The following is a 15,920-nucleotide window of genomic DNA, read 5'->3' as shown; positions in this document are numbered from 1 at the left end:
CTAAGGCACACATCTTGGCCTTAGGAGATGCCCACCATGACCATCACCGAAGCGGAGCCGGTCCTTGGCTCCGGCCTCACGGCACCCGCCGTCCGTCGGCCCCGCAGGAGGCTTCCCTCCCACGCGGCGTTCGCCGGCTCGGCGGCCGCGTTCGCGGCGCTCTACGTGGCCGCCGGCGCGCCCGCCCCCCTCCTGGTCGTCTTCGAACAGCACTGGCACTTCCTGGCCTGGGTGCTGACGGTCGCCTTCGCCGCCTACGCCATCGGCCTGCTCACCGCCCTGCTGGTGACCGGATCGCTCTCCGACCACATCGGGCGCCGCCCGATCCTCATCGGATCGCTTCTGGTCGAGCTCGCGTCGATGGTCATGTTCGCCGTCGCCCCGAACATCGGCTGGGTCATCGCCGCGCGCACCATCCAGGGCATCGCCACCGGTGCCGCCACCAGTGCGTTCTCGGCCTCGGTCGTGGAACACGCGCCGGAACGCCACAAGAGGCTCGGCACCGTCGTCACCAGTGTCGCCCCGGCGGGCGGGCTGGGCTTGGGGGCCCTGCTGACCGGCGCCGCGGTCCAGGTCAGCAGCCGCGCGGGCCTGATCGTGTTCACCACCCTGGCAGTGATCATGGCTGCCGGCACGGCCATCGAGGTCTTTTCCCACGAGACCGCCCCCGGCAAGCCCGGAGCGGCACGCTCGCTGATCCCCCGGGTCTCCGTTCCGACGGCGGCGCGCCGCGAGTTCATGGCGGCCGTCCCCGTCCACATGGCCGCGTGGATGCTCGCCGGACTGTTCATGGGCCTGGTGCCCACGATCATCGAGAACATCCTCCACCTGCACAGCGGCCTGCTGAACGGCGCCACGGCGTTCGTCGAACCGGCGGCTGCGGCCGCGGCGGGCCTGTTCCTGGGCCGTCTCAGTGCCCGGCGCACCATCCTGATCGGCGCGGCCTCGGTGCTGCTGGGGACCGCGGTGATCGAGGCCGGGGTCGCAGCCGGCGCGCTGGCCCTGCTCTGGCTGGGCGGCATCATCGGCGGCGTGGGTTTCGGCGCCTCGTTCTCCGGCGCGATCCGCCAGATCGCCCCGCTCGCCGAGCCGCACCAGCGGGCGGGCCTGTTCGCGTCGGTGTACGTGGTCGCATACCTGAGCTTCGGGATCCCGGCGGTCATCGCGGGCCTCCTGATCGCCCCTGTCGGCCTGCTGGCCACTGTGCTCGGCTATGGCGTCGCCATCCTCGCCGTCGCGATCCTGGGACTGTTCGCCCAGCGCCGGATCGAGCCGATCCACTGAACCGGACCAAGCCCCCGGCACACCGACACCGCGCCGGGCCATGGGTACGAGCAGCGGCTCCCACGCACGTGTGGGAGCCGCTCCGACACTTGCAGCTCAGGCGCCGGACGGCTGGCGATGGCAGCGCCGTGCCCCCGGATCCAGGCCGGACAGATCGGGACGGTCGGCGGGTCCGTCGGCCGGCGTCGAGGAGCCGGAGTTCCGTCGGACCCGTCTCACCCATGCACGTGAGGGATGCGGACTCGATCACTGTAGGAGACTCAAGCCGTGACGTGAACGCAACGAGCTCGACCTCAACAGGGCAGCCTGTCGGCTGCCGAGCCGGCCGGAGGAAGGTCCTGGACTTGACGGGTTGTCAGGGGGAACGCGTACAACGGAGTTGACCCGACTGGTCACCAATTCGGTGGCCAGGGACGACATTCAAGGAGTTGGCCACTTGACCACCATCAACGAGTCCGTTCTCACCGTCGACGAAGCGAGGCGGATCACCGCTCCGTTCTACGACTCCCTGAACCGACCGGCGGAGAAGGACGTACCGGGCCTGCTCGCCCAGGCATGCGTCGACGACTATGAGTCGTACCACACGAACGAGGAGTTCCTGACGCGCGACCAGCTCGCCAACGTGTTCGAGTCGATGGGCGAGGCGATCCCCGACCTCGAGTGGGAGGTCGTCGACCTGCATGTCGTCGACGACAAAGTCATCGTGCGCGGGCGGGCGACGGGGACGCCGGTGGCGGAGTTCTGGGGCGCGGCCCCCACCGGCAAGTCCTTCAAGACGATGGCGATCGACATCTTCACTGTCCGCGACGGCAAGCTCGCGAACTGCTACCACACCGAGAACTGGATGACCGCGCTCGATCAGTTGAAGAGCTGACGCGGGCGCCAGCGGCGACGCCCCAGGCCGGAACCACCGGCAGTGCCGGCTCGTCCCGCCGAGTGCGCGGGCCCCTGGGCGTCCGCCGGCGACGGGGGCTCGTGTGGACGGGGCCGCAGCCGAGCAGTCCTGCTCGGTGCAGTGGGTGGTCACGTCTGCCGGGGAGCCCCACCGCGTGAGCTGCGAGAAGGCACCCGCGAAGTGGTCGCCTAACCTGTTCATGTGATGTCGGCGAGGCCGGCGCGGTGGTGACCTTGGTACAGGCCGACGGATCGGGGCCGGTTGCGGCGTCCGTGGGCAGGTGCGGAGGTGGTGCGCTGTGAGCGATCGACTCGACACCCGACTGGCGGATCGCGAGCAGACCGGGAGCGTCCCGTCCCCGGTGACGCACGTGATCGTGCTGCCGGGCGGGGGTCATGCGGAGCACGCCTCGCACGAGGCGGAGCCGGTCGTCGCCTGGCTCTCAGGACCGGGCTTGTCGGCGAGCGTCTTCCGGTATCCGCTCAACGTGCGGCATCCCGAACCGCTGCTGGCCCTGCGGGCGGAGATCCGGCGTCTGCGGGGACAGGGGGCCGACCGCATCGGGGTGGTCGGCTTCTCCGGCGGTGGCCATCTGGCCGGGCACGTCGCCCTCGCCCCCACCGACGACCCGTCCGAGCAGGTGCAGTTCGCCGTCCTGGGCTACGCGATCACGTCGATGGAGACGGAGACCTACCGGCCCTCGCGCGTGATCCTGCTCGGTGAGGACGCCTCGCCCGCTCTGCGCCGGGCCACGTCGCTCGACTCCCTGGTGACCTCCAGGTCGCCGCCGTTCTTCCTGTGGCACACGGCCGAGGACATCTACGTCCCGCCCGAGCAAACCTACCGGCTCGCCGCGGCCCCGGCCACGCACGAGGTCCCGCACACCGTGCACGTCTTCCCGCACGGCCCGCACAGTCCCGGCCTCGCCCAGGGCAACGGCGGTGCGGCCGCCTGGACGGCCTTCGCCAAGGTGTGGAGCGCCGAGCAGGTCCGCGCCCCGATCCCTCCCCACGCTCGTCGCTCCTGACTGCGACACGAAGGAGACCAGCCATGACGAACTTCGCTCCCGTTCCGGACTTCGCCAAAGGCCCCGACATCCACGAGTCGGTGGGCTACCACGTCACGGACCTCGGCGGCGGCGCCCACGGCATCACCAGCGGGATGGTGAACACGCTGTTCCTGGAGACCCGGCGCGGCGTCGTCGTCGTGGACGCACCGCCGGACCTGGACCGCCGGATGCTGCAGGGCATCGAGGAGGTCACCTCGAAGCCGGTCACCCACCTGATCTACAGCCACGCGCACGCCGACCACATCGGCTCCGCCCACCTGCTGGTACGCGAGGGCGTGAAGGTCATCGCCCACGAGCTCACCGCGCAGTTCATCCAGGAGGCGAACGACCCCCGTCGGCCGGTGCCGAACGAGACCTTCAGCGGAACCAGCACCGAACTGAAGATCGACGGGGAGCGGTTCATCCTCGAGTACACCGGTGACTGGCACCAGCCGGGAAACCTGTTCATCCAGCTCCCCGAGCAGCGGATCCTGGTCGCGATCGACAGCTTCACCGTCAAGAACGCGCCGTTCTTCCGCCTGCTCTTCGCCCCTCACGTCCCCGCGTACTACAGGGGCATGGACCAGATGCTCACCTACGACTTCGACACCGTCGTCTCCGGGCACATGGCGCTGTACGGCACCCCCGAGGACGTGCAGACCAACCGCGAGTACCTGAAAGACCTGCGCGACTGCGCCACCCAAGCGCTCGGGGAGGTGGACCTGAAGCAGGCCGCCGTCGCCGCGGGCGTGGCGGCGGACAACAAGCAGGCCCGGCTCAAGGTCTGGATCGACGCTGTCGTCGCCCGCGCCGCGGAACTCATGCCCACGTCCTGGGAGCAGCGCGTCGGAGGGCACGACATCTTCCTCAGCGACAACCTCAACGCGGTCGCCTGGAGCGTCTTCATGGACTGACCAGCCCGCCTGAGCGGCCTCGGATCCCTAGCCCGCCTCCGCCCCTCCAGGTGCCCGGCGCCCGGGTCCGCCGGTCCAGCGCGGCCGCAGTCGTACACCCCCGGCACCTCTAGGGAATGCCCCCCAGCCCCAGGGGCGACACGCCTCGAAAGGGATGACCAGGATGACGACGACGAGCATGGCCGGCCATGCGCTGGTGACCGGATCGGCCGACGGTCTGGGCATCCGAACGCTCGACACCGGCGAGGGCCCCGGGCCGACCCTGCTCATGACGAGCCCGTGGCCCGGCCGAGGTGACCAGTTCAGCCGTGGGCCTGTTGGCGCCCGGCAAGTGTGGTGGTGAGTTCGACCGCGGCCGGGTACCACCAGAAGATCCAGCCGAGGAACGCTTCGCTTGGACGGGGGCGCCCCCGCCGACCACTCAAGCCTGAGCAGGGGGCATCTCCCGTAGAGGCGCGTCAGAAGTCGTGGTCGTACACCACGGTGACGGGCGCGTGGTCGGACCAGCGCTCGGCATGGGTGTCGGCGCGTTCGACGTACGCCTCGACCGCCTTGGCGGTGATGCCGGGCGTTGTGCAATGCAGGTCGATCCTCCAGCGGATAGACGCCTTTTCGAAAAAGGTTCACCCGTTCGAGAGTGGCTTGTTCGAGGGTGCCTGCTGGCCTGGGCGGTAGGGGGCTTCCCGTGGGCAGTATGACGTCGTTGGCGCCGGTTCGGGCGGTTGTTGGTTCGCGTGTGTCGGACACGCATGGGGACGTGGGCAAGGTGTCGCACCTCGTGCAGGCGGAGTCGGCGACCCGGCACGCTCTGTCGAAGGAGTGGGAGATCGTCGGCTCCTTCGAGGACCTGGACGTGTCGGCAGAGGTCACGCCGTGGAAGCGGCCGGATCTGGGCCCGTGGCTGACCGAGCGGCAGGGGGAGTGGGACGCGATGGTGTGGGCCAAGGTGGACCGGGCGTTCCGGTCGGCCAAGGACTGCGCGGATGTTGCCCACTGGGCGGAGGAGAACCACAAGGTCCTGGTCTTCACCGATGACGGGATCTCCCTCGACTACCGGGAGGGCCGCGAGTCGTCCTTCGGGAACGAGCTGGCGAAGGTGTTCCTGATGCTGGCCTCGATCTTCGCCGAGATGGAGCTCAAGCGGATCAAGGCCCGGGTCACCGCGGCTCACAAGCATCTACGCAAGACGGATCGGTGGGCGGGTGGGCAGCCGCCGTACGGGTACCGAATCGTGGATCGTCCCGGCGGCGGGCGGACCCTGGAGCCGGACCCAGTGACCTCGGAGGCCGTCCGGTACATGGGCCAGCTCCTGCTTCAAGGCCAGAGCCAGTGGATGGTCGCCGCGGCCCTCGAAGCCGCCGGCTTCGACACTCCGGCGACCCACGCGTACAAGAACCAGGGCGACACGTACACGAGCAAGCGCAAGACCGCTCCGTCGAACCACTGGAACCCGACCAGCGTCGGCAAGATCCTGCGCTCGCCAGCAACGATGGGCCTGAAGCTGACCGGCCGTTCCGTCAAGGCGCGCAAGATCGCCCGTGACGCGAAGGGTCTGCCGATTCGAATGGCGAAGCCGTTGTTCACGGAGGAGGAGTGGGCTGCGGTCCAGGCGGCGATGGACAAGCGGTCGGTGACCAAGGAGCGTTCCAACGGGGCGTCGCCGTGGCTGGGGGTGGTGCACTGCGACCGGTGTGGTGACCGGTTCTACCGGCAGGTGAACCTCGCCAAGAACGGCCGCACCTATGAGTACTACCGGTGCGCGAAGACGGCCGGCAAGCCCGCCTGCAAGGGCCAGTCCGTCAAGGGGGAGCGTGTCACCGCCGCGATCACCGCTTTGGTGGATCGCCTGGCGGGGCTGGCGATGACTGTGCGCAGGTTCATCCCCGGCGAGGACCACACCGAGCAGCTCAACCATGTCACCCAGGCCATGCGCGACCTGCGCGAGGAGAAACGCCGTGGCCTGTTCGACTACCCCGGCGGCGATGACGAGTACTCCGAAGCCCTCGAAGTCCTCGTCGACGAACGCCGCCGCCTTGCAGCCCTCCCGCAACGCGCCTCCGCGTGGATCGACGTCGAGACCGGCGAGACCTTCGCCGACGCCTGGACCGCGGCGGACCAGGAACACCGCCGCCAGCTCCTCCTCGGCCTCAAGGCCCGCCTCTACATGACGCCCACCGTCGAAGGCTGGTACCTGCCCGCAGAACTCGAAGCACGAGTGCTGAAGCTGGCGTGCGCGGGAAGCCCGGCATAAGCCGACGAACCGCAGGACATCGCTCATCGCCCTGCGCACTCATAGGGGAGTCGATGGGCCGGGGGAGCAACCCCCGCGCTCGCGGGGGTTGCTCCCCCGGCCCGCGGGTCAGCGTCCCGTTGGCCCCGCACGCTCGAAGGTGATCGTGTGGACGCTGCACATGTACCCCCGCTCACAGGCGAGCTCAGGTCGGGGTCGAGGAACTCACGGGCCGCGGCCTGTTCGGGCTCGACGCCCGGATTGACCTCTGAGCAGCTCTGCGATGCGCATCCATGCACTGGCATTGACCGTCAGACAGCAGATCGCGACAGCCGGTCACCTGCCGGCCGGGCATGAGGTGCTGTTCGTGCCGGCCGGTCCAGGGTGGACCGGCCGGCACTGGGCTATTCGGTGTCGGTGTGTCCTGGCCGGGTGTGTCGGCGTTGGTCGCGGGCGTGTCGTTCGCGGCGTCGGTCGGGTGCGGTGACGGGGTCGAGTGCGGGGACGCGGTGTGGTTGGCCGTCGGCGTCGATGGCGACGAAGATGAGGTGGGCGGTGGCGACCCGGCTGACCGGGCCGGTGGTGTTCCAGCGTTCGGCGGTGACGACGACACCGACGTCCATCGAGGTGCGCCCCGCCCGGTCCACCTGGGCTCGGACGGTGAGCAGATCGCCCGCGTGGACCGGGGCGAGGAAGGTCATCTCCTCCACCGAGACGGTGACGGCCGGTACGCCCGCGTGCCGGCCCGCCGCGGCGGCTGCCGCGTCGTCGATCAGTTTCATCACCACGCCGCCGTGGACGGTGCCGTAGAGGTTGGTGTCGTGCTCGCTCATGATGTGCGCCAGCGTCACCGCCGAGTCGGCTGGCGTGCGCGCGGGGGCGGCGGGGGCGGTCACCGGCCGCCGTCCGGGGTGGCGAGGGTGGCGCGGACCGCGCGGGCGGCGGCGACGAGGTTCTCCAGGGCGGGGCGGACCTCGGCCCAGTGGCGGGTCTTGAGGCCGCAGTCGGGGTTGACCCACAGGCGTTCGGCGGGGAGGTGGGCGAGGGCGGTCCGGAGCAGGCCGGTGATCTCCTCGGTCGTGGGCACGCGCGGGGAGTGGATGTCGTACACGCCGGGACCGGCCTCGCGCGGGTAGCCGGCGGTGGCGAGTTCGGCGGCGACGGCCATCGCGGAGCGGGCGGCTTCCAGGGAGATGACGTCGGCGTCGAGGTCGTCGATGGCGCTGAGGATGTCGCCGAACTCGGCGTAGCACATGTGGGTGTGGATCTGGGTGTCGGCGCGGACGCCGCTGGTGGTGAGGCTGAACGCCTCGGTGGCCCAGGCGAGGTAGGAGGCGTGGGCGGTGCGCCGCAGCGGGAGGGTCTCGCGCAGGGCGGGTTCGTCGACCTGGACGACGGCGGCGCCGGCTGCTTCGAGGTCGGTGACCTCGTCGCGCAGGGCGAGGGCGACCTGGCGGACGGTGTCGGCGAGCGGCTGGTCGTCGCGGACGAAGGACCAGGCGAGCATGGTGACGGGGCCGGTGAGCATGCCCTTGACCGGACGGTCGGTCAGGTCCTGGGCGCAGCGGTACCAGTCGATGGTCATCGGGTGCGGGCGGGAGACGTCGCCCGCGATCACCGGGGGCCGGACGTAGCGGGTGCCGTAGGACTGCACCCAGCCGTGTCGGGTGGTGAGGAAGCCGGTGAGCTGCTCGGCGAAGTACTGGACCATGTCGTTGCGTTCGGGTTCGCCGTGCACCAGGACATCGAGGCCGGTCTTCTCCTGGAAGGCGATGACCTCGCGGATCTCGGCCGCCATCCGCTCCCGGTAGCCGGCGGCGTCGATCCGTCCTGCCCGCAGCTCGGCGCGGGCGGTGCGCAGGTCGGCGGTCTGCGGGAAGGAGCCGATGGTGGTGGTGGGCAGCGCCGGCAGGCCGAGTCGGGCGTGCTGGGCGGTGGCGCGCTCGGTGTACGGGGTGGTGCGGCGGGCGTCTTCGGGACGGACGGCGGCACAGCGGGCCCGTACGGCGGGGTCGTGGGTGAGCGTCGAGGTGGCTCGGCTGTCGCGGGCGGCGCGGTTGGCGGCGAGTTGGGGTGCGATGGTGTCGCGGCCTTCGGCGAGTCCGCGGGCGAGGGTGACCACCTCGTCGGTCTTCTGGCGGGCGAAGGCGAGCCAGCGCCGGACCTGCGGGTCGAGGTCGCGTTCGGCGGTGGCGTCGAGCGGGACGTGCAGGAGGGAGCAGGACGGGGCGATGTCGACGTGGTTGGCGAGGCCGAGGAGGGTGGCGGAGGTGGCGAGGGCCTGTTCGAGGTGGGCGGTCCAGATGTTGCGGCCGTCGACCACGCCGGCGACCAGGCGCTTGCCGGGCAGGCCGCCGAGCGAGGCGAGGGCGGGGAGGTTGGCGGCGGCGGGGCCGGTGAAGTCGAGGGCGAGGCCCTCGACGGCCGTGCGGGCGAGGACGGGCAGGGCTTCGCCGAGGGCGTCGAAGTAGGAGGCGACCAGCAGCCGGGGCCGGCTGGTGAGGGCGGTCAGGTCGCGGTAGGCGCGGGCGGTGGCGTCCAGTTCGGCCGGGGTGCGGTCCTGGACGAGGGCGGGTTCGTCGAGCTGCACCCACTCGGCTCCGACGGCGCGCAGGTCGGCGAGGATCTCGGCGTAGACGGGCAGCAGGCGGTCGAGCAGGGTGAGCGGCTGGAAGCCCGCGGGTGCGTCGGCGTGCGGCTTGGAGAGCAGGAGGAAGCTGATGGGCCCGAGCAGTACGGGCCGGGTGGTGTGGCCGAGGAGTTTGGCCTCGGCGAACTCGGTGAGCGGCTTGCCCGGGTCGGCGCGGAAGACGGTGTCGGGGCCGAGTTCGGGGACGAGGTAGTGGTAGTTGGTGTCGAACCACTTGGTCATCTCCAGCGGTGCGACGTCGGCGGTGCCGCGAGCTGCGGCGAAGTACACGGCCAGCATGTGCTCCGGGGTACCGGGCCGGGCGTCGGCCGGGGCGGCGGCGCGGTGCCGGGGCGGAACGGCACCCAGCATGAAGGCGGCGTCCAGCACGTGGTCGTAGAGCGAGAAGTGGTTGCTGGGGATCTCGCCGATGCCGGTGGCGGCCAGCTGCTGCCAGACGTCGCGGCGCAGCTTGGCGGCGGTGGCCAGCAGGTCCGCGGCGGTGGCGTGGCCGGCCCAGTAGGCCTCGGTGGCGCGCTTGAGTTCACGCCCGGGGCCCTGGCGGGGGTAGCCGTGGACGGTGGCGATGGGATGGGTGGTCACGGAACTCTCCTTCGCGAGTTCGCACGGACCCCGAGGGGGAGGGTGCGCGAAGGAGCGGGCCCGGGGAGTGAGTCCGCCGTGCCCGTGCCGCCGCCGACCTTCCCGCGAGGTCCCGGTGAGACCGCGCGCCGCTGCGGCGCACGGGCAGTGGCAGGTCTTCGGACTCGCGGGCGCGCCGGGCCCGTTGGGCCGTACCGGCTCCTACCGGCCGTCGCTTCCCAGGGCCCATCGGGCTCCCAGTGCTGTTGACGGCTTTCGTTCCCACTCACCGCTGCGGGGCAGTTCCGGATTCCCACCGGATTCCCTCTTGCGACGCATCCCGCCTGGCGGACGGGGCGAACCAGCTGCACCGCTCACCCTAGCCGCACCCGGCGCCTCGGGTCGATCGGGTTCACCGGGTGGGGTGCCGGTGGAAGCCCCGGCCGGACTTGCGGCCGAGCAGGCCGGCCTCGACCATGCGCGAGAGCAGCGGCGGGGGCGCGTAGAGCGGCTCCTTGTACTCGTCGTACAGCGACTGTGCGATGGCCTCCACCGTGTCCAGGCCGATGAGGTCGGCGAGTTGGAGGGGGCCCATGGGGTGGGCGCAGCCGTGGATCATGCCGGCGTCGATGTCCTCCGGGGTGGCGTGGCCGGCTTCGGCCATGCGGATCGCGGAGAGCAGGTAGGGCACCAGCAGCGCGTTGACGACGAAACCGGCCCGGTCCCGGGAGCGGATGACGTGCCTGCCGAGTGCGACCCGCGCAAAGGTCTCCACCCGTTCCAGCACCGCTTGGTCGGTGTGCAGCGACGACACCAGCTCGACGAGCGGCATGACGGGCGCCGGGTTGAAGAAGTGCAGACCCAGGACGTGGGAAGCGCGGCCGGTGGCGATGCCAAGGCGGGTGACCGGGATGGCCGAGGTGTTGGTGGCCAGCACGGCGTTCTCGTCGGCGAGCACCTTGTCCAGGGTGCTGAGGACGTCGGTCTTGACCCGCTCGTCCTCGACGACGGCCTCGACGACCAGTTGACGGTCGGCGAGGGCCTCCAAGTCGTCGGCGAACAGCAGGTGCGCCCAGGCATCGGTACGCTGCTCCTCGCTGATCCGGCCGCGGTCGGCGGCGCGGTGGAGGGAGCGGTCGATGCGGGCGCGGGCGGCTCGCAGTGCGGCCGGGCCGTTCTCGCAGACGATGGTGTCCAGGCCGGCGCGGGCGAAGACCTCGGCGATGCCGGAGCCCATCTGTCCGGCGCCGACGACGGCGACTCGTCGGATCTCGTTCATGGCTATGCCTCCGTACGGGGTTGGTTCAGGCTGCGGTGCGGACGCGGACGAGGTGGCGGGCGTAGGCCTCGGTGGTGAGGAAGGCGGGGAGGGTGTCGCCGAGGGCGGTCTCCTCCAGGATCCGCACCGCGTTGTCGACGAGTTCGGGGTCGGCGCCCTCGGCGATCAGGGTCGCCCGCTCGCGGTCGATCAGCCGCCGCACCGCGTCCGCGGTGGCGAGCGTGCCGCCGGTGAGCCGGGTGCAGTGGTGCTGCCACTGCCAGATCTGGCAACGGGCGATCTCGGCGGTGGCGACGTCCTCCATCAGCCCGAAGACGGCGACCGCCCCCGAGCCGCCCAGCCAGGCAGTGAGGTAGCGCAAGGCGACGGCGACGTTGGAGCGCAGGCCCTGGTCGGTCGGCAGGCCGGCGGAGAGCCGGTGGACGCCCAGCAGGTCGGCGGCGGTGACCTCGACGTCCGCGCGGGTGCGGTCGAGCTGGTTCGAACGCTTGCCGAGGACGGCGTCGAAGGCAGTGCGGCAGATGTCGACGAGGCCGGGGTGGGCGACCCAGGAGCCGTCGAAGCCGTCGCCGGCCTCGCGCTCCTTGTCGGCGCGGACCTTGGTCAGGGCGACTTCGTTGGCCTCGGGGTCGCGCTGGGGGATGGCGGCGGCCATGCCGCCGATGGCGTGGGCGCCGCGGCGGTGGCAGGTGCGGACGAGTAGTTCGGTGTAGGCGCGCATGAAGGGCTGGGTCATCGTGAGAGTGGCACGGTCAGGCAGGACGTAACGCGGGCCGTGGTGGGCGAAGTTCTTGATCAGGCTGAACAGATAGTCCCAGCGGCCCGCGTTCAACCCGGCGGCATGCTCGCGCAGCTCGTAGAGGATCTCGTCCATCTCGAATGCGGCGGTGATCGTCTCGATCAGGACAGTAGCGCGGATCGTCCCGTGCGGGATGCCCAACTCGGCCTGGGCGAAGGTGAAGACGTCGTTCCAGAGCCGGGCTTCGAGGTGATTCTCCAGCTTCGGCAGGTAGAAGTACGAGCCGGAACCGGCCGCGATCTGCGGTCGGCCGCAGTGGAAGAGGTAGAGGCCGAAGTCGACGAGCGCGCCGATGGCCGGGCGGCCGTCGATCAAAAGGTGCTGCTCGTCGAGGTGCCAGCCGCGGGGGCGCACGACGATGGTGGCCGGGTTGTCCCCGATGTAATACCGCTTGCCCTCGGGGGTGGTGTCGTCGATCCGGCGCTCGATGGCGTCGAGCAGGTTGAGGTGGCCGGTGATGAGGTTGTGCCAGGTGGGCGCGGTGGCGTCCTCGAAGTCCGCGAGCCACACCTTCGCACCGGAGTTGAGGGCGTTGACGGTCATCCGGCGCTCGGGCGGGCCGGTGATCTCCACGCGGCGGTCGGCGAGGCCGGGGCCGGCGCCGGCCACCCGCCAGGTCGGGTCCTCGCGGATGGCGCGGGTCTGGGGGAGGAAGTCCAGGGTGCCGCCGGCGGCCAGCGCGGTGGCGCGGCGCCCGCGTTCGGCGAGCAGCTCGGTGCGCCGGGTGGCGAACCCGTCGTGCAGACGGGCGAGGAAGGCGAGGGCCTCGGGGGTGAGGACCTCCTCGAAGCGGTCCTCGGGTTCTCCGAGGACCTCGACGCGACGGGACTGGCTCATCCGATTCTCCAGGAAGCAGGAAACGTGAAGTGGGTGGGGCCCGGGACCGCGTCCCTCAACGCGGCCCCGGGCGGGTGGGCGGCACGGAGCTCCCTCGCTCCGCTGTGCGAGCCGCCGGGGATGGCACGCTCCGACGGGATGTGACCGAGCCCGCCGGGCGGCCGGGCATCAGTGGAACTGCTCGGCCTCGGTGGAGCCGGTCAGGGCGAGGGTCTCGGCGTCGGGGTTGAGCGCGGTGGAGACCAGGTCGAAGTACCCGGTGCCGACCTCGCGCTGGTGCTTGACGGCGGTGTAGCCGTCCGGCACGGCCGCGAACTCGGCCTCCTGCAGGTCGACGTACGCCGTCATGCCGTGCTCGGCGTAGCCGCGGGCGAGCTGGAACATCGAGTGGTTGAGCGCGTGGAAGCCGGCCAGGGTGATGAACTGGAATCGGTAGCCCATCGCGCCCAACTCCCGCTGGAACTTGGCGATCTGGTCGTCGTCCAACGCCGCCTTCCAGTTGAACGACGGCGAGCAGTTGTAGGCCAGCATCTTGTCCGGGTACTCGGCCTTGACCGCCTCGGCGAACTCGCGGGCCTGGGCGAGGTCCGGGGTGCCGGTCTCCACCCACAGCAGGTCCGCGTACGGAGCGAAGGCGAGGCCGCGGGAGATCACCGGTGCCATGCCCGGCTCGACCCGGTAGAAGCCCTCGGCGGTGCGCTCGCCGGTGCAGAACCGGGCGTCGCGCTCGTCCACGTCGGCAGTCAGCAGGTTGGCGGCCAGCGCGTCGGTACGGGCCACGATGACGGTGGGCACGTCCGCGATGTCGGCCGCCAGACGCGCGGAGTTGAGGGTGCGGATGTGCTGGGCGGTGGGGACGAGCACCTTGCCGCCCAGGTGGCCGCACTTCTTCTCCGAGGCCAGCTGGTCCTCGTAGTGGATGCCCGCCGCACCGGCCGCGATCATGCCCTTGGTGAGCTCGAAGGCGTTCAGCGGGCCGCCGAACCCGGCCTCTGCATCGGCGACGATCGGCACCAGCCAGTCCGGGCCGCCGTTGCCCTCCGCCGCGTCGATCTCGTCGGCGCGCAGCAGCGCGTTGTTGATCCTGCGCACCACCTGGGGAACGGAGTTGGCGGGGTAGAGACTCTGGTCGGGATACGTCTGGCCGGCCTGGTTCGCGTCGGCCGCCACCTGCCAGCCCGACAGGTAGATCGCCTGCAGCCCGGCCTTCACCATCTGCACGGCCTGACCACCGGTCAGCGCGCCCAGCGCGTGGACGTAGTCCTGGTCGTGCAACTGCCGCCACAAGCGCTCAGCGCCGCGCCGGGCCAGCGTGTGCTCCTCACGCACCGTCCCCGACAGACGAACCACGTCCGCCGCCGTGTAGGTCCGCTCGACACCGGCCCACCGGGGGTCGGACGTCCACCGCGCGGTGAGCTCTGCCGCCTGCTGCTCCTGCTGCTGCCGAACCGACTGGGTCATGGTGATCCGCTCCCGAGGGTGCTTTGCGAAGGATGTGAGGCACCTCTCACCACGATGGTGAGAGGGCGGCCGGGCGGCGCCGGGCAGCGATGGAACACCGCGGGACGTGGTCACCCGGACAGCGGACCGGAGCAGTTGACCTGCCCTTTCGATGCCGTCCTGTGCGCCTCCCGGCCGCACCACCGACTCTGGCACCGAGCGCCGCCGCCGTCACCGCTGGAGCACTGCCAATTTCTGCGAAGCATGATCAGCGAATCTGCGAAGCATGCGAAGGCGTTATCCGTATCCCTGCGGCTAGGCTGCCCCACCATCCGGTCGACACGTGGAGTAGGGAGACGGGCGACGATGGGAAAGACCTTCGCCGGTGCCAGACTTCGCAGGCTGCGCGAGGAACGCGGACTCAGCCAGGCCGCCATGGCCCGGCTGATCGACCTGTCGCCCAGCTACCTCAACCAGCTGGAACACGACGCCCGCCCGCTCACCATCCCCGTCCTGCTGCGCCTCACCGAGGCACTCGGTGTCGACGCCGGATACTTCGCCCCACCGGACACCGCCCGCCTCACCGCCGGCATGCGTGACGCCCTCGGCGAGGAGATCACGGCCGGCCGCGTCACCCCCGGCGACCTCGACGAGGTCGCCACCCGGCTCCCCACCGTCGCCCAACTGCTGACCGACCTGGCCCGCGACCGACGGGCCGTCGCCGAGCAACTCGCGGTCCTCGCAGGCGAACGCGGCCCAGCCGGCGACGTGCTCACCCCGCACGAACAGGTCCGCGAGTTCTTCTACCGCCGCCAGAACTACCTCCACGAACTCGACACCGCGGCCGAGGAACTCGCCGAAGACATCCACCTCAGGCGAGGCGAGGTCAGGGCCGTGCTCGCCGAACGGCTCTCCTCCCAACACGGCGTCCGGATCACCACCGGCAGCGACCACCTGCACCAGTACGACCCGCACGCCCAGGTGCTGCGGCTGTCGGACCGGCTGCGCCCCGGCCAGCAGGCCTTCCGCATGGCAACCCAGCTGGCGTACCTGGAGCACGACGCGCTGCTGTCCGAACTTGCCGCCCAGGACAGCCCGGTGGACTCCACCGCCTGGTCGCTGACCCGCATCGGGCTGGCCAACTACTTCGCCGCCGCGCTCGTCCTTCCGTACCGGACCTTCCACACGGAGGCCGAGCGCTCCCGGTACGACATCGAGCACCTCACCGACCACTTCGGTGTCGGCTACGAGACGGTCTGCCACCGGCTCAGCACCCTCCAGCGGCCCCGGCTGCGCGGCGTGCCGTTCTCCTTCGTCCGGGTCGACCGCGCGGGCAACGTCTCCAAGCGGCAGTCCGCCACCGGCTTCCACTTCTCCCGCACCGGCGGCACCTGCCCGCTCTGGAACATCTACGAGGCCTTCGCCGCCCCCGGCCGCGTCCACGTCCAGGTCGCCGCGATGCCCGACGGCCGGCGCTACCTGTGGACCGCCCGCGCCGTCACCCGCTCGCCCGGCGGCTGGGGGCGGCCCGGCAAGACCTTCGCCATCGGCCTGGGCTGCGAACTGCGCCACGCAGGCCGGCTGGTGTACTCCGCGGGCCTCGACCTGGCCGACGAGGCGGCCGCCACCCCGATCGGCCTCGGCTGCAAGGTCTGCGACCGCCCGGCTTGCCCGCAGCGCGCCGCGCCCGCCATCGGCCGGCCGCTGGCGGTCGACGAGCGCACCAGCACCTTCGTCCCGTACCCGATGTCCTCCTGAGCGGCACAGTGCCGAGCCACCCGACCGGACGTTCGCCCTGACCGCTGGTGCAACGGGTGGATCTTCGGACGGTTCGTCGTACGCCCGGTGCGGGAGCGGGAAAGCCTGTGGGGGGGGGGCGGGCGGGGGGGCCCCCCCCCCGGGCCACAAACACCGCCGAGCCCCGGGCGGGGGGCGGCCGGGGCCCCCCCCCGGGAAAAGGTGGGGTATAAACCGCAGGGGACG

The 15,920-nt window shown here is 71.1% G+C and carries 12 protein-coding genes, 1 pseudogene and 1 riboswitch; of the genes and pseudogenes, 7 read left to right on the top strand and 6 right to left on the bottom strand.

The genetic code is table 11. The annotated features are described in order from the left end of the window. The first annotated feature begins 36 nt into the window (after positions 1-36). The 5 genes from ABZW30_RS28275 to ABZW30_RS28255 all read left to right on the top strand — a co-directional run bounded on the left by ABZW30_RS28275 (position 37) and on the right by ABZW30_RS28255 (position 4,484). On the top strand, positions 37-1,284 hold the full coding sequence (locus ABZW30_RS28275; RefSeq protein WP_355674022.1) for an MFS transporter: 1,248 nt from the start codon (positions 37-39) through the stop codon (positions 1,282-1,284). A gap of 436 nt (positions 1,285-1,720) precedes the next feature. Next, entirely contained in the window at positions 1,721-2,158 is a 438-nt protein-coding gene (locus ABZW30_RS28270) for an ester cyclase (protein WP_355674021.1), read from the top strand. A gap of 319 nt (positions 2,159-2,477) precedes the next feature. Further along, positions 2,478-3,206: a prolyl oligopeptidase family serine peptidase gene (locus tag ABZW30_RS28265; RefSeq protein ID WP_355674020.1), complete on the top strand. Its 729-nt coding sequence runs from the start codon at positions 2,478-2,480 to the stop codon at positions 3,204-3,206. Between the two features lie 23 nt (positions 3,207-3,229). After that, positions 3,230-4,141: an MBL fold metallo-hydrolase gene (locus ABZW30_RS28260; protein ID WP_355674019.1), complete on the top strand. Its 912-nt coding sequence runs from the start codon at positions 3,230-3,232 to the stop codon at positions 4,139-4,141. A 163-nt stretch (positions 4,142-4,304) separates the two neighbouring features. Further along, a complete protein-coding gene (locus ABZW30_RS28255) occupies positions 4,305-4,484 on the top strand; it encodes a hypothetical protein (RefSeq protein ID WP_355674018.1) in 180 nt (59 codons plus the stop codon). Between the two features lie 115 nt (positions 4,485-4,599). Here the strand turns inward: ABZW30_RS28255 and ABZW30_RS28250 are convergent. Further along, positions 4,600-4,737 (bottom strand): annotated as a pseudogene (locus tag ABZW30_RS28250) (exodeoxyribonuclease III); the annotation flags it as partial. Between the two features lie 98 nt (positions 4,738-4,835). Between ABZW30_RS28250 and ABZW30_RS28245 the strand changes: the two are divergent. Beyond that, positions 4,836-6,392 (top strand): recombinase family protein, encoded by a 1,557-nt coding sequence (locus tag ABZW30_RS28245; RefSeq protein ID WP_355674017.1) that lies wholly within the window; start codon positions 4,836-4,838, stop codon positions 6,390-6,392. 383 nt (positions 6,393-6,775) lie between these two features. Here ABZW30_RS28245 and ABZW30_RS28240 read toward each other — a convergent pair whose 3' ends face one another. The 5 genes from ABZW30_RS28240 to aceA form a co-directional block, all read right to left on the bottom strand. Further along, a complete protein-coding gene (locus tag ABZW30_RS28240) occupies positions 6,776-7,204 on the bottom strand; it encodes a hotdog domain-containing protein (protein ID WP_355674016.1) in 429 nt (142 codons plus the stop codon). Between the two features lie 59 nt (positions 7,205-7,263). After that, entirely contained in the window at positions 7,264-9,603 is a 2,340-nt protein-coding gene (gene metE, locus ABZW30_RS28235; RefSeq protein ID WP_355674015.1) for a 5-methyltetrahydropteroyltriglutamate--homocysteine S-methyltransferase, read from the bottom strand. A gap of 148 nt (positions 9,604-9,751) precedes the next feature. Beyond that, positions 9,752-9,946, bottom strand: a riboswitch (cobalamin riboswitch). Between the two features lie 48 nt (positions 9,947-9,994). Then, complete coding sequence (locus tag ABZW30_RS28230) at positions 9,995-10,861, bottom strand: 3-hydroxybutyryl-CoA dehydrogenase (protein WP_355674014.1); 867 nt, start codon at positions 10,859-10,861, stop codon at positions 9,995-9,997. A gap of 25 nt (positions 10,862-10,886) precedes the next feature. Beyond that, positions 10,887-12,497 carry a malate synthase A gene (gene aceB / locus ABZW30_RS28225; protein WP_355674013.1) on the bottom strand — a complete coding sequence of 537 codons (1,611 nt, stop codon included), beginning with the start codon at positions 12,495-12,497 and terminating at the stop codon, positions 10,887-10,889. A 168-nt stretch (positions 12,498-12,665) separates the two neighbouring features. After that, a complete protein-coding gene (gene aceA, locus ABZW30_RS28220; RefSeq protein ID WP_355674012.1) occupies positions 12,666-13,958 on the bottom strand; it encodes an isocitrate lyase in 1,293 nt (430 codons plus the stop codon). 345 nt (positions 13,959-14,303) lie between these two features. Here aceA and ABZW30_RS28215 point away from each other — a divergent pair, with 345 nt between their 5' ends. Then, positions 14,304-15,695 carry a short-chain fatty acyl-CoA regulator family protein gene (locus ABZW30_RS28215; protein WP_355674011.1) on the top strand — a complete coding sequence of 464 codons (1,392 nt, stop codon included), beginning with the start codon at positions 14,304-14,306 and terminating at the stop codon, positions 15,693-15,695. Positions 15,696-15,920 lie beyond the last annotated feature (225 nt).

The sequence above is a fragment of the Kitasatospora sp. NPDC004669 genome, assembly GCF_040609455.1.
Classification (GTDB): Bacteria; Actinomycetota; Actinomycetes; order Streptomycetales; family Streptomycetaceae; genus Kitasatospora.
The sequence above is the reverse complement of the archived record's forward strand: the minus strand, read 5'-3'. Positions and strand labels throughout refer to the sequence as shown.